Below are 26,493 nucleotides of genomic sequence, written 5' to 3'. Positions count from 1 at the left end.
CCATGAGCGCCAAGAAGACGATCGGCATCGCCGCGACCGCGGTCGCCGCGGTCACCGCGACCGCCGTGATCGCCTCGCTGGCGACCGGGTTCCCCGCGAACCTCCTCCAGGGTCCGACGGCTGCGTCACCCGGCTCCGCCGACGCCGGCGATCAGCCTGGCCCGACGTCGACGGTCACGGACCGGACCACCACCGAGGCCGCCGACGCGTTCCTCGCCGACTGGGTCGACGACGGCCGCGTCGTGCGCCGGGACCAGGGTGACGACACGGTCAGCGAAGGGCAGGCCTACGGACTGCTCGTCGCGGCCGGGGTCGGGGACGAGCAGTCCTTCACCGAGATCTGGGATTGGACCGAGCAGCACCTGCAGCGCCCCGACGGGCTGCTCGCCTGGCAGTGGCGCGATGGCGAGGTCGTCGACGACGAACCCGCCAGCGATGCGGACCTCGACGCCGCCCGCGCGCTCGTCATCGCCGGTACCCGCTTCGACGAGCCGCGGTTCACCGAGGCCGGCGTCACGCTTGCCGGTGTGATCGCGGACCGCATGACCGCCGAGACCGCCGCGGGCCGGATCCTGCTGCCCGGCGTCTGGGCCGCAGCGACCGAGCCCTACGCGTACAACCCGTCCTATGCCTCCCCCGTCGCCTTCTCGGTGCTGGGTGCGGCGACGGGTGACCCTCGGTGGGCCGAACTGCAGGCGGGTTCCGCAGCGGTCACGACCACCCTGCTCGACGAGAGCCCGCTCCCGCCCGACTGGGCACAGGTGCACGCCGACGGCACCGTCGACGCCATGCCGGGTGCGGCAGGGACCGGGCAGAGCGTCCGCTACGGCTACGACGCGGCCCGACTCCCGATCCGCTACGCCGAGTCCTGCGACACCGCCGACCGGGCGACGGCCGCCCGCCTCGCCTCGACCCTCGCGCGGTCGAAGGAGCTGCGGGCGGAGACCGACCTCGGCGGATCACCGCTGACCTCGGACGTGCACCCGCTGGCCCTTCAGGCCCGAGCAGCCGCGCGCGCAGCCGTCGGCAACCTGCCGGAGTCGGCGGACGACCTCCGAGCCGCCGACGAACTCGCGCAGGAGGTGCCGAGCTACTTCGGCGCCGCCTGGGCAGCCCTCGCGCCCATGATGCTCACGACCGGTGAGCTGGACGGGTGCCCGCCGCTCACCGAAGGAGCCACCTCATGATCCGCGCACACCGCCGGACGATCGGCACGCTCGCCGCGGCCGGAGCACTCCTCACGGCGCTCGCCCTCTCGGGCTGCGCCACGACGCACGCCGGGCAGACGCCGACCTCGCCGAACGCCGCCGACGGGCCCATCACCTCCTCGGAGGCGACCGACCGTGGCGCCGCCGGCGCGAAGCAGGACCCGGTCGCCCAGGCGCCGGCCGCCGATGTCAGCGCACTGAGCGTGAGCCGGGTGCAGATCCCGTCGATCGGGGTCGACGCGGCGGTCGAACCGCTCGAGCGCGATGCGTCCGGTGTCCTCCTGCCGCCGGTCGAGTGGGAGGACGCCGGGTGGTACCGCGCCGGCGTCCTGCCCGGCCAGGTGGGGCCCGCGGTCATCGCCGGTCATCTCGACACGACCCTCCGTGAGGCGGTGTTCGTCCACCTCAAGCAGCTCGTGGCGGGCGACCAGGTGACGGTCACGATGTCCGACGGCTCGACCGCCACCTACGCGGTGGACCGCGCCATCGACGTCGAGAAGAAGACCTTCCCCACCGAGGAGGTCTACGGGCCGACGCCCGACGCGCAGCTCCGGCTCATCACCTGCAACGGCCCCTTCGACGACGCCGCGAACACCTACGCGAACAACTACGTGGTCTTCGCCTCGCTCGTCGGCACGACCCCGTAGCGCTGCTCCTCGCCGCTCCCCACCCCTCGCTCCTGTCGAGGGGCCGCCCCGCTCCGAACCACTCCCAACGACCCGAAAGGAACCGACGTGAACCGCTCCCTCGTCGTCATCCCCACCTACAACGAACTCGACAACCTGCAGCCGATCGTGAACCGCACGCTCGCCGTCGCCGGGGTCGACATCCTCGTCGTGGACGACTCCTCCCCCGACGGCACCGGGTTCCTCGCCGAGCAGCTCGCCGCGCAGCACCCGCAGGTGCACGTGTTCCACCGGGCCGTGAAGGACGGGCTCGGCGGGGCGTACCTCGCGGGCTTCGCCTGGGCGCTCGCCCGCGGCTACGAGGTCATCGTCGAGATGGACGCGGACGGCTCCCACCACCCCGAGGACCTGCCCCGTCTGATCGCACTCCTCGACGATCACGACCTCGCGCTCGGCTCGCGCTGGGTCCCGGGTGGCGTCGTCGAGAACTGGCCCGCGCACCGGCTCGCGCTGAGTCGCGGCGGCAACCTCTACACGCGACTCGCCCTCGGGATCGGTGTCGCCGACGCGACCGGCGGGTTCCGCGCGTTCCGCAGCGAGGCGCTGCGCCGGATCGACCTCGCCGACGTCGCGTCGCAGGGGTACTGCTTCCAGGTCGACCTCCTCTGGCGGGCGCTGCAGCGCGGGCTCCGGGTCGTGGAGACGCCCATCGTCTTCACCGAGCGGGTGTCGGGTGAGTCGAAGATGAGCGGTGGCATCGTCTCCGAGTCGCTCAAGAAGGTCACGATGTGGGGCGTGCGTCGCCGCCTGCAGGAGGTCCGCGCGCTGCTGCACGGCCACCCGCTGCCCTCCGTGCGGGTGCTGTCCACCCGCTGAGACCAGGTGGTGCGGGCGACGACGACCACGGGCTGACGAGGGCTGCACATCTTCCCAGGTCCTTCCGGTTCCGCCGCCCTCCCCGGAGTCGTAGCGTGAGGGCATGACCAATCGCACGCGCACCCCGCAGCACCCCATCGGTTCCGGCTTCGGCCACTCGAGCACCGCGGCGGAGGTGCTCGAGGGCATCGACCTCACCGGCAAGCTCGCCATCGTCACCGGCGGCTACTCCGGTATCGGCCGCGAGGCCGTCCGTGCCCTGGTCGCCGCGGGTGCCCAGGTCATCGTCCCCGCGCGGCGCCCGGAGACCGCTCGCGAGGAGCTCGCCGGCATCGACGGTGTGGAGGTCGACGAACTCGACCTGGCCGACCTCGCGAGCGTCGAGGCGTTCGCCGACCGCTTCCTCGCCACGGGCCGGGGCATCGACCTCGTCATCACGAACGCCGGTGTCATGGCGGCTCCCGAGACGCGTGTCGGTCCCGGCTGGGAACTCCAGTTCGCGACGAACCACCTCGGCCACTTCGCCCTCGTCAACCGCCTCTGGCCCGCCATCGTCAAGGGCGGCTCCTCGCGGGTCGTCGCGTTGTCCTCCAGCGGCCACAAGCGCTCGGGGATCCGCTGGGACGACGTCCAGTTCGAGCACGGCTACGACAAGTGGGAGGCCTACGGGCAGGCGAAGACCGCCAACGCGCTCTTCGCCCTCCAGCTCGACACGCTCGGTGCCGAAGAGGGCGTCCGTGCGTTCTCCGTCCACCCCGGTGGCATCCTCACGCCGCTGCAGCGGCACCTGCCGCGCGAGGAGATGATGGCGCTCGGCTGGGTCGACGCCGACGGCAACCTCCTCGTCTCGGGGTTCAAGTCGCCCGAGCAGGGTGCCGCAACCGAGGTCTGGGCCGCGACCTCACCGTCGCTCGACGGCCTCGGCGGGGTGTTCTGCGAGGACTGCGACATCGCCGGCCCGGCCGAGACCGCGGTCTCCCCGGCCTCCGGTGTCGCCGACCACGCGACCGATCCGGAGGAGGCGGCCAGACTCTGGGCGCTCTCCGCAGAACTCACCGGAGTCGACGCCTTCGCCGCCCGCGACTGATCGGCCGGCGCCACCCCTTGCAGCCACCCGCCCACGGACCTACCGTGAGAGCGGATCAGCGCGACGATGCGCGAGACGGAGACCGCCCAGGCGGATCTCGGAAGGAGCACCCCATGAGTGACCAGAACGCCGACATCAACAACCCGGGCCCACACGACGAGGCCGTCGACGACGCGGCGGCCGAGCGCGTGGCGTCCACGACGAACCCCGGCCCGCACGTCGCCGCCGACGACCCCGCGGCGAGCGGCGAGGCCGACATCACGAACCCCGGTTCGGAGACCGAACGCGACGCTGCGGCCGAGCGCGAGGCGGAGCGCGTCGCGAACATCACCAACCCCGGCCCAAGCTCCTGACCCCACCGACCCTTTCTCAGGAGTTCGCCGGCGCGTCGGTCCGTTTCCCGGGCGGCGCGCCGGAGGACTCCTGAGAACGGTCAAGCAGCTTCAGCGGTCGGCGCGAGGCGGAGTGCGTCGCCGACATCACCAACCCCGGCCCGAGTTCCTGACCGCAACGTCCCTTTCTCAGGAGTTCGCCGGCGCGTCGGTCCGCCCACCGGGCGGCGCACCGGAGGACTCCTGAGAACGGTCACCCAGCTCTAGTGGTCGGCGCGGGGCGGCCGCAAGCGCGTCTCCTCGATGTCGAGCATCGTCTGCGCCTCGGCGAGGATGCGCGACGGGTACGCACCGCGCGCCCGGGCGTCGAGGAGCCGCTCGCGCTCGGCCTGCACGACGGCCAGGCGCAGCTGGCGGTAGAGCCGGTGCGGTGTCTCGGCGTGCGTCTCACTGGGCGAGACCGACTCGCGCGAGCGTTCCCAGGCGGCTTCCGCCCGCAGGAACGTCGACTGCCTGACGCGTTCGAGCAGATCGGGGTCGATCTCCTCCTCGATGCCGACCGCCGACGCCGGATCCTCCAGCACGCTGATGCCCGCATAGCTGATTTCGTCGAGCAGGGTCGCGAGCTGTCGGCGGTCCTCGGACTCGTCGATCCCCTGCACCTTGAGCAGCCGGATGAGCCACGGCAACGTGCCGCCCTGGACGACGAGCGTCACGACGGCGACCGTGAAGGCGATGAGGACGAGCTGTTCGCGGTACGGGGTGCTCTGCGGCAGTGACTGTGCGGCGGCGAGCGTCACGACGCCGCGCATACCCGACCAGCTGAGGATGACGCCTCCTCGCCAGTCGATCTGCTCCAGCCGCAACTGCTCGAGGTCGGCGCGCTGCCGCTCGTAGGCGCGCTCCCGACGCCGCCGTCGATGCCATCGGCGGTTCTGTCTCGGGAACCGTTCCGAGTACCCCATCGACAGCCACCGTTGCAGGGTCTGCCGCTCAGCCCAGCGTTCTCGTGCACGGAGCCCGAGCACCAGCGGGCCCACCCACAGGAACCGCAGCGCGATGAGCGCGGCCGTCGCGACGAGACCGATCCCGATGGACTCCTCGACGGACAGGATCTCCGCGTCGACGGCGCCGATCAGCGTCCGGATCTCGAGTCCGATGAGGAGGAACACGGCGTTCTCGAGCAGGAACTGGATGGTCCGCCAGTTGATGCGGTCGCTGATCCGCGCCTGCGCCGAGAACGCGGCCGAGCTCGCGTGGCCCGTGTACAGGCCGGCGATGACGACGGCCAGCACGCCGGACCCACCGAGCGCCTCGGTCGGCATGAACGCCACGAAGGGGACGGCGATGGAGATCGCGGTGTCGAGGACGGAGTCGTTGAGCTTCGATCGCAGCCAGACGGTGACGTACCCGGCGATGAAACCGACGATGATCGCGAGCACGACCGCGTAGACGAAGTCACCGACCGTCGCCCACGGCGTGAGCATGCCGCCGGCCGCCGCAGCGCTCGCCGATCGGAGGAGCACGAGCGCAGTCGCGTCGTTCACGAGCCCCTCGCCCTCGAGCACCGTCAGGAGGCGGGGCGGGAGGCCGAGACGGCGCCCGATGGAGGTCGCCGCGACCGCGTCGGGCGGGCTGATGATCGCGCCGAGGGCGATGGCTGCGGCGAGGTTGAGGTCGGGTAGCAGGCTGAAGAGGAGGAAGCCTGCACCGAACGCGGTGACGATGACGAGCACGACCGACAGGCTCGTGATGGTCGCGAGGTTGCGGCGGAAGTCCATGATGGGAACGCTGATCGCGGCGGCGTACAGGATCGGCGGCAGGACGACGTCGAGCACGAGTTCCGGTTCGACCTCGATCTCCGGGACGCCCGGGAGGTAGGAGAGCCCGACACCGACGATCACGAGGATGATCGGCGCGGCGACGCCGAGCTTGCGGGAGAAGGCCGCGACGGCGACGATCACCGCGATGCCGACGACCGCATACACCCCGAGTTCCATAGCGATCAGGCTATCGGTCGCTCGGCCGGCCCCACCCCGACGGCTGTCGTGGGCGCCGGGAGACTATTCGAGCAGGCCTCGGATGTCCTCCGCGGTGAGCGCCTGACTGAACACCGCATCGTCGTCGAGGACCGCGGCGAAGAGCTCCGACTTCTTCGCTTGGAGCGCCATCACCTTCTCCTCGATCGTGTCGGCGGCGACCAGCCGGTAGACCATGACGTTCTCCGTCTGGCCGATGCGGTGCGTCCGGTCGATGGCCTGCGCCTCTGCGGCCGGGTTCCACCACGGGTCGAGCAGGAAGACGTAGTCCGCCTCGGTCAGGTTGAGGCCGAACCCGCCGGCCTTCAGGCTGATGAGGAAGACGGGGGCGTCACCGGTGCGGAAACGATCGATGACCTCACCCCGACGACGGGTGGATCCGTCGAGGTACTCGTACGCGATGCCCTGTTCCTCCAGCCGACGAGCGGCGGTGCCGAGGAAGCTCGTGAACTGGCTGAAGATGAGCGCCCGGTGGCCCTCGGCGACGACGTCGTCGAGCTGCTCGAGGAGTGCGTCGAGCTTGCTCGAGGGGATGCCCGCGTGCTCCTCGGCATCGATGAGACTCGCGTCGAGGCTGAGCATGCGGAGGAGCGTGAGCGAGCGGAACACGATGAACCGGTTGCGGTCGAGGTCGTCGACGAGTCCGAGGAGCTTCTGCCGTTCGCGCTGGAGGACGAGGTCGTAGAGCTTGCGGTGGGCCGGTGCGAGCTCGATACGCAGCACCTGCTCCTGCTTCGGCGGCAGTTCGGGCGCGACCATCTCCTTGGTGCGTCGCATGAGCAACGGTCGGATGCGTCGGCGCAGGGTCTGCAGCCGACTCGAGTCCAGGCCCTTGCCGATCGGCTTGACGTAGTGCTCGGTGAAGCGCGGTGCCGACGCGAACAGACCCGGTGCGACGATCGACAGCAGCGACCAGAGCTCCATGAGGGTGTTCTCGATGGGCGTGCCGGTGATCGCGAGCTTGAACGGTGCTCTGAGGTCGACCGCGCACTCGTGCAGCTTGGCGCGGTGGTTCTTCACGAACTGCGCCTCGTCGAGGATGAGCCCCGACCACTCGACCGCCTGGTACGCCGCTGCATCGAGCCGGAACAGCGCATAGCTCGTGACCACGATGTCGGCGCCCGCCGCGAGGTCCGCGATTGACGCGCTGCCCTTCGCCTGCGTGGCCGTGATGCTGCGGACGACGAGGCCGGGCACGAAGCGCGTGGCCTCGGCGACCCAGTTGGAGACGACCGACGTCGGGGCGACCACGAGGAACGGTGGTGCCGTGGTCCCGGTCGTCTCGCGCGCGTGGGCGACGAGGGCGAGGGTCTGCAGCGTCTTGCCGAGCCCCATGTCGTCGGCCAGGATGCCGCCGAGTCCGTGCTGCCAGAGGAACGCGAGCCAGCGGAAGCCCTCGACCTGGTAGGGCCGGAGGTCGGCGCGGAGTCCCGACGGCAAGGGGGTGTCGGGGACCGCTTCGATCGCGTTGAGTCCGGCTGCAGCCTCGCGCCAGGAGACGGCCTGCTCGGTCTCGTCGGCGAGGTCTTCGAAGTCGGCCCAGAGGCTCGCCTGATAGCGACTGATGCTCGGCTTCGTCTCCCACTCCTTGAGCGCGGCCGCCTCGGTGAGCAGTTCGCGCAGGCGGTCGAAGGCGGGGTGCTCGAGCGAGAGGTAGGTGTGGTCGACCATGAGCAGCTTCGTGCGCCCCTTCGAGAGGGCCTTGAAGAGGGGCTCGAAGGGGACGCTGTACTCGCCGATGTGGATGACGATCCCGAGGTCGAACCAGTCGCGCTGCTCCGTCTCCACCGTGGTGACCGAGATGTGAGGTGTGCCGGTGAGCTCCCGGTACTCAGGGCGGTCGCCGGACACCTCGACGAGGACGTCGTCGAGCGATTCGATGACGGGCAGGGTGCGCTCGGTGACGAGTGCCGCGTCGAACTCCGTCAGGACCTGCGGCCTGGGCGGCCAGACGCCCGGGGTCGTGAGCTCGTCGAACGAGCCGGCGGCGAGCGCGCGGCGTTCCGGTTCCGCTGCGGCGGCGATGGCGGCACCGACCCGGTCGAGGATGGCCCGTTCCGCGCGTTCGTCGCGGAGGACCTCCGCTGCGGCAGTGCCGGTGGCGGCGTCGGTCGGCGCGCCGTTCGGCACCGTGGACACGAGTGGTCGCCCTGCGGCGAGCGCCGGGGTGCCGCCACCGATCGGGACGCGCTGCGCCGGGGCGTACTGCCAGAACCAGGCGAGGCGAAGGGTCTGCTTCGGTTCGAACAAGGCCGCGAGCACGAGCACCGGTGGCACGATCTCGGGGAGGGCGACGGTGCCGTCCGTCGAACTCAGCGAGATGCTGCGGCGGAGTCGTGGGACGTAGTGCTCGAGGAACTCCGCCACCTCGGCCTCGGGGACGACGACGGGCTCGCCTGGCCCGAGGAGTCCGCGGGCCTCGTCCGTCAGCGGTTCGGCGAGCGGTGCGAGCACGATCGCCTGCTGGGGTTCGAGCGTGTAGTGGTAGAGCCCATGGTCGCCGAGGGCTCCGCTCGTGGCGGCGTCGACGTCGGTGCCGTCGATCGTCACGACGGATCGGAGGACCACGCCCTCGTCGTCGTGCGCGGCGTCCAGCCGGATGGCGGCTGTGGTGCCGAGGGTGACCGTGCCCTTGCGCGTGCCGACGAGTTCGATCCCGAGTTGGGCCGCCTCCTCGAACAGATGCCAGAGGACGGGGCTGCCGAAGTCGTCGAGGACGAGCCAGTCCGAGTCGCCGGCGCCGGCGTAGGCACCGGCCGGCGGACGGGTGGCACGCAGGAGCGCCTGGAACTGCGTGAACCACTGCTGGTGCGCCGGATCGAGCGACAGCCGGTGGCCCTGGTGCGTGAACGAGGTCCACGAGATCGTCGACTTCACGAACCCGCCGCCGGCCTTCTTGACGACGGGTCGGACGGCGATCCGGCGGGGGTGCCGTGGCTCGGGCGGGCCGTCGGCCGTGCGGGAGGTCGGTCCGCGCCAGCGTTCGGCGGTGCGCGGGATGCTCTCGCGGACCGCGAACTGCAGGCCCATGGCCGTCGGTGCCGTGGCGCGACCGGCGTCGCCGGCGAGGGAGTCGAGTCGGTTCCGCCAGCTGGGCGGCGCCGGCGGTGTCTGCGGACTCGGGGTCCATCGCGCTGCTCGCCGTTCCGCCTCCGGACGCCAGGAGGCGGGGAGGTCGTCGAGCTCGTCGAGGGCGTACATCGGCTGGTGCTCGGCCGGTTCGTCGAGCGCGGGGTCGTTGATGGGTGCGGTCCAACGCCGGTCGGAACGCCAGGACGCCTCCTTCACCGACGGCGGCCGCTGTGGGGCCACCCACCGGTCGGAGCGACCTTCGGCCCGGAGGTGGGCCGCGTTGCTGTGCAGCAGGGTGGCGACGATGTGCTTGCAGTCGCCGCGCAGGGGGCACGAGCAGGCGCTTCCTTCGATCCGTGCGAACCCGCCGGTGTCGTCGCCGAGGTCGATGATGCAGGCGTACGGGACGTCGGTGGAGCCTTCGACGATCCCGTGGAGCCGACGCTTGTCGGGGTCCCAGTCGGCAGCGGTGACCCGACCGTCCCTCGCGTAGACCCGGCCGCGGTCGAACGCCACCCGCCCGACGAGCCGGACGAGGTCGGCCACGTCGACCAGTGGTGCGGGCTCGGGAGTCATCGCCCCATGGTCTCACGCACGACGGACACCCTTCCCTCGGTCCAGCGCGGTGCGCTGACGCGAGCGCGGGTCTCCGACGTGAGCGCGCCCCTCCGGAGGGGCGCGCTCACGCCTGCGGGTCGCGGTCGGTCCAGCGCCCCGCGCTGACCACAGCACCGTCCGAGGCACGTCCGGCGGCTCGTAGAATGAAGCAATGACCTCTCTCCCCCACGACGAGCCTGCGAACCACGCTCCCGGCGACGACGCGGGCATCGATCCCACCGATCTCAAGGTCACGCTGCGCGTCCTCCAGACGATGGCGACGATGGACGAGGAGCACCCCGACTACCTCCAGGTGCGCCGCGCCACCGCCAAGATGTTCAAGGCGGTCAAGAAGGAGCGCCGACTCGACCGCCGGGCCCGGATCGCCGACGCCGACCGCGCCGTGATCGCCGCCACCGCGACGGGCGCCCCCGACCGCATCGACGACGAGACGCGAGGCATCCCGCTCGCCACCACCACGACGGCTCCGACCGCCGGCGAGCTGCTGGTGCCGCGCAACTGCTACATCTGCAAGCAGCCCTACACGACGGTCGACGCCTTCTACCACCAGCTCTGCCCGCAGTGCGCGGCGATGAGCCACGCGAAGCGCGACGCCCGCACCGACCTCACCGGCAAGCGCGCCCTCCTCACCGGCGGCCGCGCGAAGATCGGCATGTACATCGCGCTGCGACTCCTGCGCGACGGCGCACACACCACCATCACCACGCGATTCCCACGCGACGCCGTCCGCCGCTTCAGCGCGCTCCCCGACAGCGCCGAGTGGCTGCACCGGCTTCGCGTCGTCGGCATCGACCTCCGCGACCCGGCCCAGGTCATCGCTCTCGCGGACTCCGTGGCCGAGCAGGGCCCGCTCGACATCCTCATCAACAACGCCGCGCAGACGGTCCGCCGCACGAAGGGCGCGTACCAGCCGCTCGTCGACGCGGAGCTCGCCCCGCTGCCCGACGGCCCACTGCCCGAGCTCGTCACCTTCGGCCACACGAACGACGCACACCCGCTGTCGCTCGCGGCGTCGGTGTCCGCCCACCCGATCCTCGCCGCTGCGGCCGCCAAGGCCGACGCCCTCACCGAGGCCGCCATGACGGCCGGGTCGTCCTCGCTCGAACGCCTCGCCGCCGGCACCGCGATCGACGCCGGCGGACTCGTGCCCGACGTCGACCACAGCAACAGCTGGGTGCAGAACGTCGACCAGGTCGAGCCCATCGAGATGCTCGAAGTCCAGCTGGCGAACGCGACCGCCCCGTTCATCCTCATCAGCCGGCTGCGTGTCTCGATGGCGGCATCCGACTTCCCGCGCACCTACGTGGTCAACGTCTCCGCGATGGAGGGCGTCTTCGGTCGCGGGTACAAGGGCCCGGGCCACCCGCACACGAACATGGCGAAGGCCGCACTGAACATGCTCACCCGGACGAGCGCACGGGAGATGTTCGAGACCGACGGCATCCTCATGACGAGCGTCGACACCGGCTGGATCACCGACGAGCGCCCACACCCGACCAAGGTGCGACTGGCGGAGGAGGGCTTCCACGCCCCGCTCGACCTCGTCGACGGTGCGGCGCGGGTGTACGACCCGATCGTCCGCGGCGAGGCCGGCGAGAACCTCTTCGGCGTCTTCCTCAAGGACTACCGCCCGAGCTCCTGGTGAGGTTCGACTCGCGGTCGTGGTCGAGGACCCGGCGATGATCGGTCCGGCGGCCGTCCGCTTCCTCCGGGAGGCATCGTTCGGTTCGCGGGTCGTCGTGCGCTTCGCACTGCCCGAGGGCGCCGAGGCGGGTGCGACCGATGCCCTCGGCGAGCTCGTCGAGCGGTCGGACACGGGCTGCACGGTCGAGACCAAGCGCGGACCGGTCGAGATCGCCGACACCGACGTCATCGCGGCGAAGCCCGTCCCGCCGGCACCGGCACCACGGGAACGCCGCCGCTCGCCCTAGGCTGGGCCGATGAGCAGCGAAGCCACCCAGGACCCGTCGCCGACGCAGCATCGCGTCGAAGTGACACTCCGACGTCCCTGGTACGGCGCTTTCCAGCGTCCGACGGTGGTGTTCGACGGGCGCGGCCAGCCGGCGCAGTGGGGCACGGGGAGCTGGCAGGTCGGCGGGAAAGACGTCTCCTTCGAGGTCTTCCTCTTCAACCGGGTCTGGCGGTACGGCGCGGCCCGGACCACCTTGACCGCCGGCGTCGACACGTCGCTCGTCTACCGCGCTCCACTCCTGCCGTTCCTCCCCGGTCGGTTCACAGCGAGCTGAGCGGTGGCTCGGAAGCCCGTCGGCGGCCGCCCCTAGGCTGGCCGGATCACCCCTTCACGCACGGGCATCGGGAGAACACGGCATGGCGAAACGCACCGGAACGACGGCACCACGGCTCGACCCCGTCCGTCTCATCGGATTGACCGACGGCGACGAGGGCGCCCTCGACGCACACGACAGCGTCGAAGGCCTGCGGTTCGCCGACCTCGACCTGTCGCACCGTGACCTCTCGGGTATCACGATCTCCGAGTCCTTGCTCGCGGGCATTCGAGCCGACCAGACCGACTTCCGGGCGGCGTCGTTCCTCGACTCCCGGCTCGAGCGGTGGGACGCGCCCATCCTCCTCGCCCCACGGAGTCGGCTGCGCGACGTCGAACTGGAGGGGTCACGGGTCGGTTCCGCCGACTGCTACGACGCGAACTGGCAGTCGGTGCGGGTGACCGGGTGCAAGCTCGGGTTCGTCAACCTGCGGGGTGCTGTGCTGCAGGACGTCCTGTTCGAGGACTGCACGATCGACGAACTCGACCTCGCCGATGCGACGGCCACCCGGGTGCGGTTCGTCGACTGCACCCTCAACAGTCTCGACGTCACGCGGGCGAGGCTCACCGACGTCGACCTCCGGACACTCGAGCTGCGGCGCATCGCCGGCATCGAGCACCTTCGGGGTGCGACGATGACCCCGTTCCAGGTCGGCGAGCTCGCGGCGATGTTCGCCGAGCAGTTCGGCATCCGAGTCGAGGACTGACCTCCCGGGTTGCGCCAGCGCGGTGCGCTGACGTCACCGCGGGTCTGACGCGTGAGCGCGGGTCTCCGGAGGCCCGCGCCCACGCGTGTGCCCCGCGCCCACGCCGGTTCCCCCGCGCTCGCGCCAGCGCACCGCGCTGGCACCCGATGACCCGCGCTCACGCCAGCGCACCGCGCTGGCACCCGAGCCATCGGCACCCGTTACCGGGGCAGACGGACCCCGATGCGCTCCAGGTGTGCATTCGAGAAGGTCCCGTCGGGGTCCAACTCCTCGAAGAGGTCCCGCGCATCGGCGAGCCGCGGCACGACCTCGGCGATGCGCTCGGCGGTGAGGAGGTTGAGCTTGCCCCAGTGCGGGCGGGCACCGAAGGGCGCGAGCGCCTCCTCGATCGCGGGCAGCACGGCCCGGACCTCCTCGGGCAGGTTGCGCCAGGTGAAGTGCACGGCGAGCATCTCCCGGTGGTACGCACCGCTCAGCCAGAGCTTGTCGGGCGCCGCCGTGCGCAGTTCGGTCACGAGCAGCAGCGGGGCGATGCGGTCGCCGAGCGCGCGCAGGGCCGTGATCGCGGCGGGTCCGTCGGCGCGGTCGATGAAGTACTCGGTCTGGATCTCGTCGCCGTTGCTCGGCGTCGACTCGAGCCGGAAGTGCGGCAGCCGCTCCCACCAGTCACCGGGGACACCGCCCTGGAGCGTGAGGTTGTCGGGGTCCGTCTCGACGAGATTGCCGGCGGCCAGGGAGTCCCGCTGCACGCCGAGCCACGACTCCGGGACCACGGGCAGCTCGTCGTTACCAGCGGCCAGGCGGGTCTTCCACCAGATCTGCTCGACGGTGTCGCCGAGCCAGTTCGTGAAGATGCTGACACTGTAGGCACCGCCGGTGACGCCCTCGAAGTCGGCGAGGACGGCGTCCCACGGGACGTCGCGGTAGACGTCCTGACGCACGCGGTAGGCGGGCTGCACGTCAACCGTCACGCGCACCACGATGCCGTACGCGCCGAGCCCGACGACGAGGCCGTCGAAACCGGGGTCCCCGCGACGGACGTGGACGAGTTCGCCCGTGGCGTCGACGTACTCGAGACCGCTGACGGCTGAGGACAGGATGCCGTTGTCGTTGCCGGATCCGTGGGTGCCGGTCGCGATCGCGCCGCCGATGGAGATGTGCGGGAGCGAGCCCATGTTGTGGAAGGCGAGGCCCCGTTCGGCGAGCCAGGCGGCGGCGATCCCGTAGCGCGTCCCGGCTCCGATCGTCACCGAGCCGGCGGCCTCGTCGAACACCGGGTCGGCGGGGATGTCGAGCACCGTGATGAGCGTGCCCTCGGAGTCGGCGAGGTCGGTGAACGAGTGTCGGGTGCCGAGGGCACGGACCCGCGTGCCCGTCCTGGCGGCCTCCGCGACGAGTGCGCGGACCTCGTCGATCGACGTGGCGTTCACGATCCGCGGCGCTGCGAAGGTGTGCGTGCCGGCCCAGTTGCGTTCAAGCGTCATGAGCGCAAGCTTGCCAGAGCTGAGACGACCCGCAGGCGTTCCCGAAACATTTCCGGTCAGGCGGGCGGGGTGGCGTGCTTGTTCTCGAGCAGGATGCCGACGGAGACGAGCACGACCGCACCGAGGAACTGCGCGATGATCCAAGGGATGCCGCTGAACGGGAGCGGGAGGACCGGGTTCCACACGATCGCGACGAGCAACGTCGGGATCATCCAGAGCGGCTGCTTGGCCTGCCAGGCGAACACGGCCATGATGAGCGCGAGGATGCTCACCACGAACAGCACGATCGTGAAGGCGTCGAGTTCGAGCAGCGCGAGGCCGAGCATGAGCGCGACCGCACCCATGATGCCCGGGATGAGCGCCGGGCGAAGGGCGAAGGGCGCAGGGGCTGGAGCTGACGTCGGACTCGGCATCCCACGAGTTTACGTGGAGCGGCGGGGCGTCGCCGAGCGGTGCGGCGGGGCGGATACGGCACAATCACTGCATGGGCGTTCTCATCTACGGTGCCGGAAGTCACTACGACTTCGACGACCGCGTGCTCGCCCACCTCAGGGCGGCGATCGGGAACAAGCTGCGTCGTCGGGAGTCATTCTTCGTCGAGTGGACGAAGGGGGCTGTGGATGGCGGTGGGCGGGTGAGCCTCTGGATCACGAGCGACGTCCCGTTGCAGTTCCGGTTCGCGCAGCCGGAGCCCTCGGTCAACCAGGCGTGGGTGCGCGCCCTGCTCGACTCCTCCTACACCCCGGGTGGCATGATCCTGACGCCCGAACCCGACGCATCGGCCGCATGATCGGGACCGTCCACACCCGATGATGACCGGTCAGCCGGCGTCGTCCTCCACGCGGGCGAAGCGCGGTCCCTCGTAGCCGTCGCGCGAGACGGGCTCGACGAACATCGCGAGCGGTCGCACCCACGACGTGGGTGGGGTCGTGGTCGTCCGATAGAAGACGTACGGCTCCTCGGTCTCGCTGTGGCGCCCGACGCCGATGACCTCGTACCGTGCACCCTTGAAGTGTCGGTAGGTGCCGGGTTCGACGCCGAAGGACTCGCCGTCGTCGGTGCTGGCTGTGCTGTCGTCGCTCATGCCGCGATTCTAACCAGCGGGCGTCGCAGAATCAGCGCTCGCTTCGTCGGCCCGGAGCTCGGACACGTGCCGCACCAGATCCTGCATCTGGCGGGGGAACGCCTCGCCGATGTCGATCCCGAACCGGTCGGCGAGCACGAGACACGACCAGACGGCATCACACAGTTCGTGCTCGAGCTGTTCGAGTCCGATGCCGTCGATGCGACGCGTCCCTTCGAGCGTCATCACGATCTTGGCCAGGTCACCGACGTCGCCGACGAAGCCGAGGGCGACCTCCTGGTTCGTCCACGGGCGTCCGATCCGCTTCGTGCTGAGATCGTCGTAGGCGGCGGCGACCTCCATGGCGTGGGCGTTCAGCGTTGCGAAGTCCTGAGTCATCCCCAGAGCCTAGTCAGCGCGCAACGAGGATCCCAGGCACTCACCCGGCGGTCGGCACCACGTCCCAGTGCTCGCGGATGAGCTTGTCGTCGACCCGGAAGATGTCCGCCGCCAGAACCGGGTCGTCGGCCTTCGCTCCAACGCTCTGTGAGAACGTCCACACGAGGTCACCGTCGCTCAGCGAGATGACCGACTCCTGCGGCGGGAAGGTCGCGGATCCCGAGAAGAACGACTTGAGCGCTGCCGTGCCGTTCGGTGCGACCGGGTTGTGCTGGAGGTAGGCGGGGTCGAAGGCCTTGTCGAGGATCGAGACGTCCTGGTCGCGGAACAGCGTGTTGTACGCGCTGACCGCGAACGTCCGGTTCTGTTCCTCCTGCTTCTCCGACGGCGCGACCGCGGGCTTCGCCGGGCTGTAGAGGTCGCTGAACATCGTGTTGGTGTTCCCGCTCGCGGGCGTCCCGGTCGCGATCGGCTGATCGAATGCCCAGCGCTCGACGACGGCGCCGTCCCGCACCCGGAACAGGTCGACGGCGGCCTCGCCCGTCCGTTCGTCGGCCGGGTCGGAGGCGACCTGGTAGTGCACGGCGACGAGGTCGCCGTCGGCGGCGGTGTGCTTGACGACCGCCTGCGCCCCGGGGACCCGCGTCCGGTCGGCGGTGAACTCCGCCAGGAGCCCGCTCGGACCGGACTTCTGCCCGGAACCGTGCGCGACGGCGTCGGCCGCGACGAGCTTGTCGGTCGTGGCCACCGCCTTCGAGGAGGCGGGGTCGGGGAAGGCGTCCGTGTAGAGCTTGAGCACGGCGGCGAGGTTCTTCTGCTCGGTCTTCGAGTCGCTGCGGTCGCCCGTCGAGCCGCCGTCGGCACTTCCCTTCCGCGCCGTCGAGACCGAGGACGACGGATCAGGCACGGCTGCCGAGGTGGCCTGGCACCCCGCAAGCAGTGAGACGCCGGCGAGGACGGCGGCGGTGCGGACGAGGGGAACGACGAAGGCACGTGATCTGGTCATGGAATCACTGTGCGACGGCGTTCTGAACCTCAGGTGAGGTGTCCCTGGGCTTCGCTGGGAATCGGTGTTTTTCAGTTCGACAGCAATGGAGACTTCCCACAGTCTCCTCTCGCAGCTCGCATCCGTTCGATCCGTTCTCTACCCTGGGTGCAACGACCGTGACATCCGGGGGGGTGCATCGTGGGCCTGATTCAAGACGTGGGTGGCGGGCTGCTGCTCGCGCTCGGACTCCTGCTCGCCGGGCTCGTGCTCTTCCTTGTCCTCGCGCTAGGCACCCAGTACGTGCGGATGCGCCGCCGACGGCCGCAGGGCAAGGTGGCGCGCGCCGACGCCGAGCTCCGAGCGCAGTTGCTTGATGAGGGCTTCACCACGAGCGAGGCCGCGGATGCGATCCGGTCCAGCGATCCTGCCCTGGACTCGGAGAAAACTCACCATGACTGAGTCATGGCTCCTGGTCCTGATCCCCATCTGCAGCGTCCTCGCGATCTGGTCGGCACTGCAATTCCTAGCGGGAAGCAAACGGGTCAGCGTCGGGGTCCTCGTCACCATCGTCTGTGTCTACCTGCTCGGGGCCCTCATCGTGCTGTTCGGTGGGCCGTTTCTGGCGCAGATCGACCCTTCATCGGATGAACTGACGGCTCCCTCCATCGACGGAGGTCTCGTGATGGCGTACCTCGGCCTGGTCGCTGGCGCACCGGCTGTCATCACAGCACTCGTGCTCCTTGCCGGGTACTGGGCTCTGGCACGGCTCTCACAGAGGACCGCTGGGGTTTCGGGTGGGCAGATGTAGCGCGACTCGTAACGCCCCGACGGCGAGACGACCGCGAACTGCTACTCGCGACCCTGCCTGTTGGTATCGTCGCTGCCCCCCCCCCCCCCCCCGTTACGGGCGGCACATCGACGAAAGCCCCTCCATCCCAGCGGCCTCATAACCGTCGGAAATCGGAAACGATCGAAGAGCGTCTCAGGTGTGCACATTTTCGCTCGCTGCGCCTGGCTAAGCTCGCCCCAGGTCTTACGAGTTCTGGTACATATCCCTGCCGTCGGGGCAACGGTTCAGGGGTGAGTCGGAGGAAGATGCGGCGAACCGTGAACTATCTGAACTCGTTGACCGTGGGTGGGAGCCGGTGAACGCGACCCGTCCGGGAGCGATTGGACCGATCGGGTTCCTGCTGCGGAAGGAGAAGTGATGAACGATCGCACGCCGCCGGGTGTTCCGAAGGAGAAAGCGAGCCGTCCAGCGAAAATCGTCGCGTGGGTTGCCGTGATCGTGTTGGTGGCACTAGTCGTGTGGATTGCGGTGAACACGGCAGGTTTGGTGTGACATGTCGAGTCGCTCGGAGCAGCACTACCCCGCCGCGCCGCAAGATCTCGGGAGCAGGTCGTCACACACGGAACGTGCGGCCTCGAAAGAGAAGAAGCCCCCTCCGTCCCGGTGTTGCTCGGGGATGGAGGGGGCTTCTTCGTGGCGGTACCGGTGGGATTTGAACCCACGGTGCTCTTTCAAGCACACAACTTTTCGAGAGTTGCACCTTCGGCCGCTCGGACACGGTACCGGGGTCGAGTGTAATAGAAGACGAGCGCCGACGCGAATTGAGCGATGCCGGTCATCCACAGGCGGCGCGGAGGGCCAGCGGTGTCGGCGGCCGCGCTTAGGCTGGCCGCATGGCCAAGGCACCCTCCCCCGCATTCCGCTGCACCGAATGCGGCTGGACCACCGCCAAATGGGCCGGCCGATGCGGCGAATGCCAGCAGTGGGGCACGGTCGTCGAAGCATCGGCTCCCACCGGTGTCCTCGGCAAGCTGACTCCGATCCGCGCCACGGACGAACGCGCCGCACGCCCCATCACGCAGGCCAGCGCCGACGAGGCTCCACGCTGGTCGAGCGGCATCGCCGAGTTCGACCGGGTGCTCGGCGGCGGCATCGTCCCCGGCGCCGCGATCCTCCTCTCCGGCGAGCCGGGCGTCGGCAAGTCGACCCTGCTGCTCGAGGTCGCGTCCCGCGCGGCGAAAACCGGTGCGCGTGTCCTCTACGTCAGCGCCGAGGAGTCGGTCGGCCAGGTCCGCCTCCGCGCCGAACGCACCGGTGCCCTCCACGACGACCTCTACCTCGCCTCCGAGACCGACCTCGCCACCATCCTCGGCCACATCGACCAGGTGCAGCCCAAGCTCCTCATCGTCGACTCCGTCCAGACCGTCTCCTCCTCGCAGTCCGACGGCCTCGCCGGTCAACCCGGCCAGGTCCGCGAGGTCTCCGCCGTCCTCACCCGCATCGCCAAGGAACGCGACCTCCCGATCCTCCTCGTCGGCCACGTCACGAAAGACGGCTCGATCGCCGGCCCCCGGCTCCTCGAGCACCTCGTCGACGTCGTGTGTCAGTTCGAAGGCGACCGCCACACCGCGCTCCGCTTCCTCCGCGCGCAGAAGAACCGCTTCGGCGCCACCGACGAGGTCGGCTGCTTCGAGATGGCCGGCGACGGCATCGCCGAGGTCCCCGACCCGAGCGCCCTCTTCCTCAGCCAGAACGAACCCGTGGCCGGCACCTGCGTCACCATCGTCATGGAGGGACGCCGCGCGCTGCCCGTCGAGGTCCAGGCCCTCATCAACAAGACGCAGGCGCCGAACCCCCGCCGGGTCACCAACGGCGTCGACCCCTCACGTGTCGCGATGATCCTCGCCGTGCTGCACGGACGCTACTCCTACGACCTCACCGACCACGACGTCTACATCTCCACCGTCGGCGGCGTGAAGATCAGCGAACCGGCAGCCGACCTCGCGATCGCCCTCGCCCTTGTCTCCGTCATCCGCGATTTGGCCCTCCCCCGCGACCTCGCGGCCTACGGCGAGATCAGCCTCAGCGGCGAAGTGCGCCCGGTGAGCGTCGCGAAGCAGCGCGGCTCGGAGGGCAACCGCCTCGGCTACAAGCTGCTGCTCAACTCCGATGTCAGCAACGACCTCAAGTCGGTGCTGGGCATCGCGAAGACCGCAGCCGAGGCAGCACGCCCCGCCCGACGCGAACGCGAGCTCGACGCCGCCTTCTGAGCGGACCCGCCCACCTGCCTGCTCCAAGAACCAGAGCAGGGGCATGCTGTTCACAACTCCTGCGGACTGGTCCCGCAGGGCCCCAGAAGCAGACCTGTCCGCGTTCGGACGACGACGTGCAGGAGTTGTGAACCGCGGACGCCGCCGAGAGCAGGACCTGCGGTCGGGGTCGGGCTATTCGGCGGCCGGCGCCTCGAGCTCGAGGACCCGCAGCAGTTCCTCCGGCGACGCCTGCAGCGAGTGCGGACCCGCGACGTCGAAGAGCACCGTCTCGATGTCGTCGCCGTAGGTGCGGAGGAAGCTCGCCAGCCAGGTGCCGTCGTGCAGGCCGACGTAGGGAGGCAGGGCGGCCGGCTTGTTCTTCGCGTCGGAGAAGAGGAGCAGCGCGAGCCTCGCGGTCTCGGGCTGACGGAACATCCAGACCTCACCGGTCTCCGTCGGCTTGTCGGGGTTGCCCGGCTTCATGAGCGGGACGACGAACCGGCCGTTCCGCAACGCGAGTGCCACGGCCACCATGTCGCCGGCGGTGAGGGCCGCGGCCAAAGGCTCGGAACGGAACTCGGGTCGCTTCTGCTTCGCCATGCGTCCATTGTCGCAGGCCGGTGCGGGGCCGCGGGTCGAGCACTTCGACAGGCTCAGTGACCGGGGAGGGAGCGGCTCAGTGACCGGGCGGCACGGTGACTGGGATGGCTCGGTAACCGGGGTGGCTCAGCGAGCAGGTTCCGTCAGTTGAGCAGGAACTGCGCGCTGTCGGCGGAGGCGAAGCCGCCGATCGACGTGTTCAGGTGGTACGAGGCGCCACCGGCGGGCACCGGGTCGCGCGGCTGGTCGCAGGTGTCGGGCACCGACCGCGTGCGGTCCCAGGTGATCGGGGGGTTCGACGAGACCGTCTTCCCCGGCTCGAGGAGCACCTGCTGGTCACTCGGTGCCGTCTGGCAGTCGGTCGACGTCCAGTACGGCTCCTCACCGCTCGACACCGTGAAGACCTGCTGACTCGTGCCGGCGTTCATCGTGCACGCGGCCGAACCGGTGTTCGTCACACTGAGCGAGAGCTGCGGCAGTTCGTCCGCCGCGAAACTCGTGCCGTTCACGACGGCCTCGACGCGGATCTGGTCGGCCGTGCACGCGGCCGCCGAACCGGGGTCGGTCGTCGCGGCCTCGTCGATCGGTGCGGTCGTCGACGCCTCAGGAGCCGGCGTCGGCGCGGGGGTCGCGGTGGGCGTCGGGGTCGTCTTCGCGGCGGTGTTCTCGGTGCCCGGACCCGACGCGAGCCGGACGATGAGCACGATGACCAGGACGATGACGGCGAGCAGGACGCCGAACACGATCAACCTGCGTCGCCAGTAGACGGCGGGCCGCTCCGGTCCGCGGGGATTCGTGAGGCTCGACATGCTCACAGATTAAGTGCAGTGGCGCGGAAACGCCCGATGCCCCGCCGTCGGTGCGGACCGTGGTCCGACCGATGACGGGGCATCGGGATGATGCTGGGTGGTGCTGGGTGGTGCGAGCGCCTAGAGCTGCTGCGCCGAGCGACGACGGGCGATCACGAGCGCGAGACCACCGACGAGGAGCAGAGCGGCGAGCGCCGCGTTCCCCCACGGCTCGGCACCGGTCTTGCTCAGGCTTCCGTCCTGGCTTCCGCCGGCCGTACCCGAACCGGTCCCGCCGCCCGCACCGGGCTGGGTGCCGGGGTCGACCGCCGCAGCCTGCACGACGATGTCCTGCCAGCCGATGACGTTGCCGTCGGCATCCTGGACGACGAGGCGGTGGGCACCGACCGGGGCGTCCTCAGGAACCGTGACCTGCACGTTGCCATCCGCGTCGACCTGCACGAGGCCGTCGCTGACGAGGATCGGGTCGGAGTGCAGCCAGACGCTGACCCAGGTGCCGGCGTACTCCTTGCCGACGTGGATCGTGGCGAGCTTGCCGATGATGAAGTCGGTGATCGCCTTGATCAGGTCCTTGAGCGCCTGGATGAGCGCGGACTCCGGTGCGGGCGTCGGCGGGGTGACCACCGGCGGCGTCGCGACCGTGAGCGGCACCGTCAGCGTCGTCCCCGAATCGAGTGCCGTGAGGCGCACCGTCGCCGCGCCGTCAGCGGTACCCGCCGGCACGGTGAAGGACACCGTTGCTGCACCCGCGGTGACCGGGACCGTCCCGATCGGCGAGCCGTTGAGTTCGATCGCCAGCGAGGTGTTCACCGGGCTGCCGGTCGAGGTGAGGTCGAGCTTCGCGACGTCGAACGAGACCGTCTTCCCTGCGGCGACCGCTGCGGTCGGCGCGTTCGTGACCTGCACGCTCTGGCGGGCGAAGTCCGGGGCCACCGGGCTGTTCGCCGTCAGGTAGGCGATCCACGCGTCGCGGTCGACGAGACCGGAGTCGCGCGTGTCCGTGCCGTTCGCGAACTCACGGAAGTTGTCGCCACCCTGCAGCAGGAAGCTGAAGGAGCCGATCCGGTAGCTCTTGCTCGGGTCGATCGGCGCACCGTTCACCGTGATGCTCGTGATGCGCTGCCCCTGGGCCTTCGTGGGGTCGAACGTGTACTGCACGTTCGACGACAGTCCGAGCTGCAGGTACGGACGGGACGGGACGTTCCCGGCCGCGTCGAGCTGCCACTGCTGCTCGAGCACGGTCTTGAACTGTGCACCCGTGAGCGAGGTCGTCCACAGGTTGTTGAGGAACGGCAGCACCGCGTTCGCCTCGGCGTACGTGATGTCGCCCGCGAGGATCTCCTCACGCATGCCACCCGGGTTGACGATGCCGATGTCGGCTCCGCCCCGGTCGGCACTCGAGAGCGAGGCGCGGAGCGAGTCGGCGACGAGCGCACCGAGCGTCGACTCGGCGCCGCGGTCGTCCTTCACCCCGTTGTTGAACGCGCGGGTGATGTCGGCCTTCGCCTCACCGATCTTCTGGTTGCCGATCTCCGCCGCGACCGCGAGGGCCTTGTCGGTGATCGTCTTGACCGTCGCGACCGCCGGGAACTGCTTGACCAGGTCGGCCTCGGCCACCGTGGTGCGGGCGACGTTCTTCGCGGTGTAGGCGGTGACGTCACCCGACGCGCGGTCGACGGTCAGCGTGATCTGACCGATGAACTCGCCGTAGCTGCCGGTCTGGAGCACCGGGCGGGTCTTGCCGGTCACGCCGGGGATCGGGGCGTCCCACGCATACTGCTTGTGCGTGTGGCCGGTGAAGATGGCGTCGACGTCCGCGCTCGTCGTGGTGACGATCTCGGTGAAGGCGCTCTGTTCGGCGAGCTCCTGCTCGAGGGTCGCGCCGTCCGGCGTGCCGGCCCCGGCACCCTCGTGGTACTCGGCGACGATGACGTCCGCCTCACCGTTGGACTCGTCGCCGTCGGTGAGCTGGGCAGCGACGCGGTTCACGGCCTCGACCGGGTCCCCGAAGTCGAGGTCCGCGATGCCGGCGGGCGACACGAGCGTCGGCGTCTCCTGGGTGATGGCACCGACGACGGCGACCTTCACCCCGTCGATGTCGAGGATCGTGTACTCCTTGAGCGCGGGCTTCTTCGTGCCCTTTTCGTACACGTTGGCCCCGAGGTACGGCCAGGCCGCGTTCTTCCCGTCGGCCATGACACGGTCGACGAGGTCGCCGTAGCCCTGGTCGAACTCGTGGTTGCCCACCGCGGACGCCTTCAGTCCGAGTGCGTTGAGCACGTCGATCGTCGGCTGGTCCTGCTGCGACGAGGAGGCGAAGAGCGAGGCACCGATGTTGTCACCAGCGGAGATGAACGCCGTCTGGTCGGGCGCGAACATCGCCTTGAGCTGCTCGATCGTGCCCGCGAACTTCGTCGTGTTGGCGTCGATCCGACCGTGGAAGTCGTTGATGTTGAGCAGGTTGACGGTCGCGGACGCGCTCGCGTCGGCGCTGATGCCGACGATCACGGGGTCGTGGTCGCTCGAACGGAACATGTCCGGCACGTTGAAGTCGGTCACGTTCGCGTTGTATCGGGAGTACTCGAGGGCGATCGACTCGACGGAGTTGATGTTCCACACGTCCGCACCGGTGACGCTCTGGTCGGCCTCCGGCGAAGCGAAGATGTGGTCGAGGGACCCGACCGCGCCTTCGTACGCGTAGGTGTACTCGCCGGTCTTGGCCTCCTGGCTGATGTAGCCGGCGTCGCGGAGCACGTCCAGCGGGTCCTCGGCGTCGTAGGAGTTGAAGTCACCGACGAGGAAGACCTTCTTCGTGCCGACGTCCTTCGAGACCGTGTCCGCGAAGGTCACGAGGGCCTTGGCCTGACGCGTGCGGTCGCCGGTGAAGGCGCCCTGACCGGTGTTGGCGTTGTCACCGGTGGCTGCTGCCGAGGTGCTCTTCGACTTGAAGTGGTTGGCGATCACCAGGAACGTCGCGGCGTCGTCCGCACCCTTGGGCTTGAACGCCTGCGCGTCGGGCTCACGGGCGTTGTCGAAGGCGGGCGAGTCGAGCAGGATGCGCGATTCACCGACGGTCTCGACGGTGGCGGACTTGTAGATGAAGGCCGTGCGGATGACGTCCTCGTCCGCGGGGACCTTCGCGGGCGACGGGACGAACGTCCAGGTGCCCTCGCCGGCATCGGCGTTGAGCGCCGCGGTCAGCGTCGTGAGGGCGTCGTCGCGGTCGAGGCCGATCGAGGCGGAGTTCTGGATCTCCTCGAGCGAGACGACATCGGCGTCCAGGGCGTTGATCGCCGAGACGATCTTCGCCTGCTGGCGAGCGAGGCTCTCGGCCGTCGCCGCACCTCGGACACCGCAACCGGCGGCGTCGGAGTTGTTCACCGTGGTCTTGCCGCCCTGACGGTCGGTGTAGAAGGTGCACCCGGTGCGGGAGTCGCCGGTGGTGGCGAAGTAGTTGAGGACGTTGAAGGTCGCGAGGGACACGTCACCACCGACACCGCGAGGCGAGGTGGAGCGCGTGTTCTCGAACGTGGCCGGCTGCACGGTCGCCGTGTTGGCACCGGTCAGCTGCTGCGTGGGCTGGAACTTCCAGTTGCTGTTGCGGAAGTCGAAGACGACCGGAGCGGTGAAGTCGACGGCGGCACCGACCCGGACGGGCGCGGTGGTCGAGAGGTACGGCAGCGGGGTGCCGGTGTTCTCCGCCTTCGAGAAGTCGACGGTCGCGCCGTCGTCGAGGACGACCTTCTCCGCCGGGACCCGTGCCGCGGCTGCGAGAGCCTCAGCGGAACCGGGCTTGCCGAGGACCGTCGGCGTGACGAACGGCGTCGTCGATGCCGCGAGCGCGATCTCGCCGTAGCGGTTCGTGCTGTAGTTGTCGGTGACCGTGTAGTCGCCGGCGGGGTCGAGCAGCATGCCCTCGAGGCGTTCGCGCTCCTCGTCGGTCGCCGGGAAGGCGGCACTCGCGGCGGTCGGTGCGGTGACGCCGGTGGCATCGAGTGCCGTGACGGCGGCCGCGTCCGTGACCTTCAGCTGAGTCAGGCCGTAGTACTCGTCCACGACGCCGGTGACCTGCAGGTACTGGCCGACGGTGACGGAGCCGACGGTGGCCGGCGAGTAGACGAAGACACCGTCGGACGCGAGGTGCGTCGCGGGGTCGATCGCTCCACCGGTGCCCGCGGTCTGCAGGTAGTAGCCGTTGAAGCCGCCGGTCGGGAAGCTCGCGGTGACGAAGCCCGTGGTGGTGACCGTCTGGCCGACCATCGTGCTCGCGGCGCCGGTGCCCTGGATCTCCGCGATCGTCGCCGTGCCGGGCTCGACCGGGGTGGTCGGGTCGGTGGGTTCAGGGGTCGGCTCCGGTGTGGGCTCGGGGTCGACCGGGGTGTCGCCAGCGCTGTTCTGCGGCGTGACCGTGTCGCTGAGCGTGAAGTCGGCGGCGTTGCTGTCGGTGTCGGCGAAGGCGGTGCGCACGATCGACTGCGGCACGTTGTTCGCTGATGGGGCGGGCGACACGGCGGTCTCGAAGGTGTTCGACGTGCCGTAGCCGAGGAGGTCGACGACGGCGGGGTCGCCGACGACGGAGCCGGCCGTGAGGGTCACTGGGGAGGTCGAGGCGACGAGGGCGATCGTGCCCTTGGAGCCCGACGCGTTCAGCTCGCTGGCCACGTCGGGTGTCGGCAGAGCCGCGCCGACCGCGCCGTTGCTGCTGCCCGAGACGAGGAAGTAGCCGCCGGCCGCGATCTTCCCGGTGAGCGGAACCGTCGTCGACGACGCCGCGGTGCTGGTCGACGAGCGGTACTGGACCGACCAGCCGCTGACGTCGACTGCCGCGTCGCTCGGGTTGTAGAGCTCGACGAACTTGTTCAGGTAGGGCGCATTCGCGCTCCCGCCCGAGAGGTAGGCCTCGTTGATGACGACGCCGAGGCCGTCGGTCGAGGCGACGGCTGGTGTCGCCACGAGGGGTGCGGCGACGAGCCCGGCAAGGGCGGCGAAGGCGGACAGCCTCCACGGGTGTTTGAACGACATGTGGCTCCGAATCGAGGGCCGTCCTCGTTCGGAGCGCGCGACAACGCACCCCCCATTCGAGGCACAGACGATGGGTAGTGCCTCACAAGCTAACCGACATGCGTGACGGAAGACCACCGCGAATGTGAACGGCACGTAAATCCGGGCCTGCTCATCTGAGCACGGGCTTCGCGTTGGAAACGTGCGAAATCGCTGATCAGCGAGGTATTGTGAACGGTCTCATCGGTCACTCCGACG

Annotated in this window: 24 protein-coding genes and 1 tRNA gene; 14 read left to right on the top strand and 11 right to left on the bottom strand. The window is 69.9% G+C overall.

Translation table 11 applies throughout. From position 1 onward, the window contains the following. The first annotated feature begins 2 nt into the window (after nucleotides 1–2). From IFR14_RS06195 to IFR14_RS06175, 5 genes are all read left to right on the top strand, one after another. Nucleotides 3–1,187 (top strand): glycosyl hydrolase family 8, encoded by a 1,185-nt coding sequence (locus tag IFR14_RS06195; RefSeq protein WP_191940579.1) that lies wholly within the window; start codon nucleotides 3–5, stop codon nucleotides 1,185–1,187. Continuing rightward, nucleotides 1,184–1,855, top strand: a complete 672-nt coding sequence (locus IFR14_RS06190) for a class F sortase (RefSeq protein WP_138946478.1) — start codon at nucleotides 1,184–1,186, stop codon at nucleotides 1,853–1,855. Before IFR14_RS06195 ends, IFR14_RS06190 begins: the two co-directional genes overlap by 4 nt. A gap of 87 nt (nucleotides 1,856–1,942) precedes the next feature. Beyond that, nucleotides 1,943–2,710, top strand: a complete 768-nt coding sequence (locus tag IFR14_RS06185) for a polyprenol monophosphomannose synthase (RefSeq protein ID WP_085510190.1) — start codon at nucleotides 1,943–1,945, stop codon at nucleotides 2,708–2,710. A 103-nt stretch (nucleotides 2,711–2,813) separates the two neighbouring features. Then, complete coding sequence (locus IFR14_RS06180; protein ID WP_191940578.1) at nucleotides 2,814–3,797, top strand: SDR family NAD(P)-dependent oxidoreductase; 984 nt, start codon at nucleotides 2,814–2,816, stop codon at nucleotides 3,795–3,797. 113 nt (nucleotides 3,798–3,910) lie between these two features. Beyond that, nucleotides 3,911–4,150, top strand: coding sequence for a hypothetical protein (locus IFR14_RS06175; RefSeq protein ID WP_086474520.1), 240 nt, complete (start codon nucleotides 3,911–3,913; stop codon nucleotides 4,148–4,150). A 242-nt stretch (nucleotides 4,151–4,392) separates the two neighbouring features. On the opposite strand, the gene IFR14_RS06170 is transcribed toward IFR14_RS06175, so the two are convergent. Both IFR14_RS06170 and IFR14_RS06165 read right to left on the bottom strand, forming a co-directional pair. Beyond that, the gene (locus IFR14_RS06170) at nucleotides 4,393–6,129 is read right to left on the bottom strand and encodes a cation:proton antiporter (protein ID WP_079705195.1); all 1,737 of its coding nucleotides are present in this window, start codon (nucleotides 6,127–6,129) and stop codon (nucleotides 4,393–4,395) included. A 63-nt stretch (nucleotides 6,130–6,192) separates the two neighbouring features. Next, nucleotides 6,193–9,816 carry a DEAD/DEAH box helicase gene (locus IFR14_RS06165; RefSeq protein WP_191940577.1) on the bottom strand — a complete coding sequence of 1,208 codons (3,624 nt, stop codon included), beginning with the start codon at nucleotides 9,814–9,816 and terminating at the stop codon, nucleotides 6,193–6,195. 193 nt (nucleotides 9,817–10,009) lie between these two features. On the opposite strand from IFR14_RS06165, the gene IFR14_RS06160 reads away from it, so the two are divergent. The 4 genes from IFR14_RS06160 to IFR14_RS06145 all read left to right on the top strand — a co-directional run bounded on the left by IFR14_RS06160 (nucleotide 10,010) and on the right by IFR14_RS06145 (nucleotide 12,849). After that, nucleotides 10,010–11,503: an SDR family NAD(P)-dependent oxidoreductase gene (locus IFR14_RS06160; RefSeq protein ID WP_191940576.1), complete on the top strand. Its 1,494-nt coding sequence runs from the start codon at nucleotides 10,010–10,012 to the stop codon at nucleotides 11,501–11,503. Between the two features lie 16 nt (nucleotides 11,504–11,519). Beyond that, nucleotides 11,520–11,789: a putative acetyltransferase gene (locus IFR14_RS06155; RefSeq protein ID WP_342365652.1), complete on the top strand. Its 270-nt coding sequence runs from the start codon at nucleotides 11,520–11,522 to the stop codon at nucleotides 11,787–11,789. Between the two features lie 9 nt (nucleotides 11,790–11,798). Continuing rightward, nucleotides 11,799–12,104: a hypothetical protein gene (locus tag IFR14_RS06150; RefSeq protein WP_191940575.1), complete on the top strand. Its 306-nt coding sequence runs from the start codon at nucleotides 11,799–11,801 to the stop codon at nucleotides 12,102–12,104. Between the two features lie 82 nt (nucleotides 12,105–12,186). Further along, entirely contained in the window at nucleotides 12,187–12,849 is a 663-nt protein-coding gene (locus IFR14_RS06145) for a pentapeptide repeat-containing protein (protein WP_064294307.1), read from the top strand. Nucleotides 12,850–13,049: 200 nt separating this feature from the next. Here IFR14_RS06145 and IFR14_RS06140 read toward each other — a convergent pair whose 3' ends face one another. Both IFR14_RS06140 and IFR14_RS06135 read right to left on the bottom strand, forming a co-directional pair. Then, entirely contained in the window at nucleotides 13,050–14,333 is a 1,284-nt protein-coding gene (locus IFR14_RS06140) for an FAD-binding protein (RefSeq protein WP_191940574.1), read from the bottom strand. A gap of 56 nt (nucleotides 14,334–14,389) precedes the next feature. Continuing rightward, entirely contained in the window at nucleotides 14,390–14,746 is a 357-nt protein-coding gene (locus tag IFR14_RS06135) for a DUF6804 family protein (RefSeq protein ID WP_086474526.1), read from the bottom strand. 71 nt (nucleotides 14,747–14,817) lie between these two features. Between IFR14_RS06135 and IFR14_RS06130 the strand changes: the two genes are divergently transcribed. Beyond that, nucleotides 14,818–15,123, top strand: a complete 306-nt coding sequence (locus IFR14_RS06130; RefSeq protein ID WP_137242219.1) for a DUF7882 family protein — start codon at nucleotides 14,818–14,820, stop codon at nucleotides 15,121–15,123. A 30-nt stretch (nucleotides 15,124–15,153) separates the two neighbouring features. Here IFR14_RS06130 and IFR14_RS06125 read toward each other — a convergent pair whose 3' ends face one another. From IFR14_RS06125 to IFR14_RS06115, 3 genes are read right to left on the bottom strand one after another with little or no spacing between them, the layout of a single operon-like run. Continuing rightward, nucleotides 15,154–15,417 carry a DUF1653 domain-containing protein gene (locus tag IFR14_RS06125; RefSeq protein ID WP_137242220.1) on the bottom strand — a complete coding sequence of 88 codons (264 nt, stop codon included), beginning with the start codon at nucleotides 15,415–15,417 and terminating at the stop codon, nucleotides 15,154–15,156. A 9-nt stretch (nucleotides 15,418–15,426) separates the two neighbouring features. Continuing rightward, complete coding sequence (locus IFR14_RS06120; RefSeq protein ID WP_249406897.1) at nucleotides 15,427–15,795, bottom strand: nucleotide pyrophosphohydrolase; 369 nt, start codon at nucleotides 15,793–15,795, stop codon at nucleotides 15,427–15,429. Nucleotides 15,796–15,835: 40 nt separating this feature from the next. Next, a complete protein-coding gene (locus tag IFR14_RS06115; RefSeq protein ID WP_191940573.1) occupies nucleotides 15,836–16,801 on the bottom strand; it encodes a nuclear transport factor 2 family protein in 966 nt (321 codons plus the stop codon). 180 nt (nucleotides 16,802–16,981) lie between these two features. On the opposite strand from IFR14_RS06115, the gene IFR14_RS06110 reads away from it, so the two are divergent. From IFR14_RS06110 to IFR14_RS21155, 3 genes are all read left to right on the top strand, one after another. After that, entirely contained in the window at nucleotides 16,982–17,242 is a 261-nt protein-coding gene (locus tag IFR14_RS06110; protein ID WP_137242223.1) for a hypothetical protein, read from the top strand. Then, complete coding sequence (locus IFR14_RS06105) at nucleotides 17,235–17,591, top strand: hypothetical protein (protein ID WP_137242224.1); 357 nt, start codon at nucleotides 17,235–17,237, stop codon at nucleotides 17,589–17,591. Before IFR14_RS06110 ends, IFR14_RS06105 begins: the two co-directional genes overlap by 8 nt. 399 nt (nucleotides 17,592–17,990) lie before the next feature. Then, nucleotides 17,991–18,125, top strand: coding sequence for a hypothetical protein (locus tag IFR14_RS21155; protein WP_255528001.1), 135 nt, complete (start codon nucleotides 17,991–17,993; stop codon nucleotides 18,123–18,125). 142 nt (nucleotides 18,126–18,267) lie between these two features. Here IFR14_RS21155 and IFR14_RS06100 read toward each other — a convergent pair. Then, nucleotides 18,268–18,357 (bottom strand) — tRNA-Ser (locus tag IFR14_RS06100). A 109-nt stretch (nucleotides 18,358–18,466) separates the two neighbouring features. Here IFR14_RS06100 and radA point away from each other — a divergent pair. Further along, nucleotides 18,467–19,843 (top strand): DNA repair protein RadA, encoded by a 1,377-nt coding sequence (radA, locus tag IFR14_RS06095; RefSeq protein ID WP_137242225.1) that lies wholly within the window; start codon nucleotides 18,467–18,469, stop codon nucleotides 19,841–19,843. Nucleotides 19,844–20,017: 174 nt separating this feature from the next. On the opposite strand, the gene IFR14_RS06090 is transcribed toward radA, so the two are convergent. The 3 genes from IFR14_RS06090 to IFR14_RS06080 all read right to left on the bottom strand — a co-directional run bounded on the left by IFR14_RS06090 (nucleotide 20,018) and on the right by IFR14_RS06080 (nucleotide 26,256). Next, nucleotides 20,018–20,425, bottom strand: a complete 408-nt coding sequence (locus tag IFR14_RS06090; protein WP_137242226.1) for an SseB family protein — start codon at nucleotides 20,423–20,425, stop codon at nucleotides 20,018–20,020. A gap of 143 nt (nucleotides 20,426–20,568) precedes the next feature. Continuing rightward, nucleotides 20,569–21,234, bottom strand: a complete 666-nt coding sequence (locus IFR14_RS06085; RefSeq protein ID WP_191940572.1) for a hypothetical protein — start codon at nucleotides 21,232–21,234, stop codon at nucleotides 20,569–20,571. A 120-nt stretch (nucleotides 21,235–21,354) separates the two neighbouring features. Then, nucleotides 21,355–26,256: an ExeM/NucH family extracellular endonuclease gene (locus tag IFR14_RS06080; RefSeq protein WP_191940571.1), complete on the bottom strand. Its 4,902-nt coding sequence runs from the start codon at nucleotides 26,254–26,256 to the stop codon at nucleotides 21,355–21,357. Nucleotides 26,257–26,493 lie beyond the last annotated feature (237 nt).

It is taken from the genome of Plantibacter sp. CFBP 8775 (assembly GCF_014839505.1).
GTDB classification, from domain to species: domain Bacteria; phylum Actinomycetota; class Actinomycetes; order Actinomycetales; family Microbacteriaceae; genus Plantibacter; species Plantibacter auratus.
The sequence above is the reverse complement of the archived record's forward strand: the minus strand, read 5'-3'. Positions and strand labels throughout refer to the sequence as shown.